Origin of the sequence: Fervidobacterium sp., assembly GCA_026419195.1 — a bacterium.
Classification (GTDB): domain Bacteria; phylum Thermotogota; class Thermotogae; order Thermotogales; family Fervidobacteriaceae; genus Fervidobacterium.
The window spans coordinates 239-627 of record JANZZV010000100.1; the positions used below are offsets into that span (position 1 = coordinate 239).

Genomic DNA, 389 nt, shown 5'->3' on the forward strand with positions numbered 1-389 from the left:
CCTCAGGATCAGGCTTTGCCTTTGTTACTTTATTGCCATCGATTATGGCATCAAAGTATTGTTTTAAATTAGTATTTTCAAGTATTATCATCGCATTTTTACTTACAGAACCTAATGCTATTTTATATCCATTTTCCTTAAGCTGAGATAAAAACTCCTTAACTCCTGGAAGGATTTCGGATTCATCCATTTTTGATATGTATTCAACATACCAATTATTTTTCTTTTCTGCAAGTTTGAGTTTAGTTTCTTCATCAAAGGATAAATTCCCTATTTCAAGAAGAATCTCAAGGGACTTCATTCTGCTAACTCCTTTTAGCCTTTCGTTATCATGTTCTGTAAATTCAAATCCTAATTCATTAGCAAGTCTTTTCCAAGCAAGATAGTGG

At 32.4% G+C, this 389-nt stretch carries 1 protein-coding gene; it reads right to left on the minus strand.

Annotated elements, in window-relative coordinates; all coding sequences use genetic code 11:
* Positions 1–389 (minus strand): HAD hydrolase-like protein (locus N2Z58_09480; protein MCX7654888.1); only part of this gene is annotated, 389 nt, incomplete at both ends.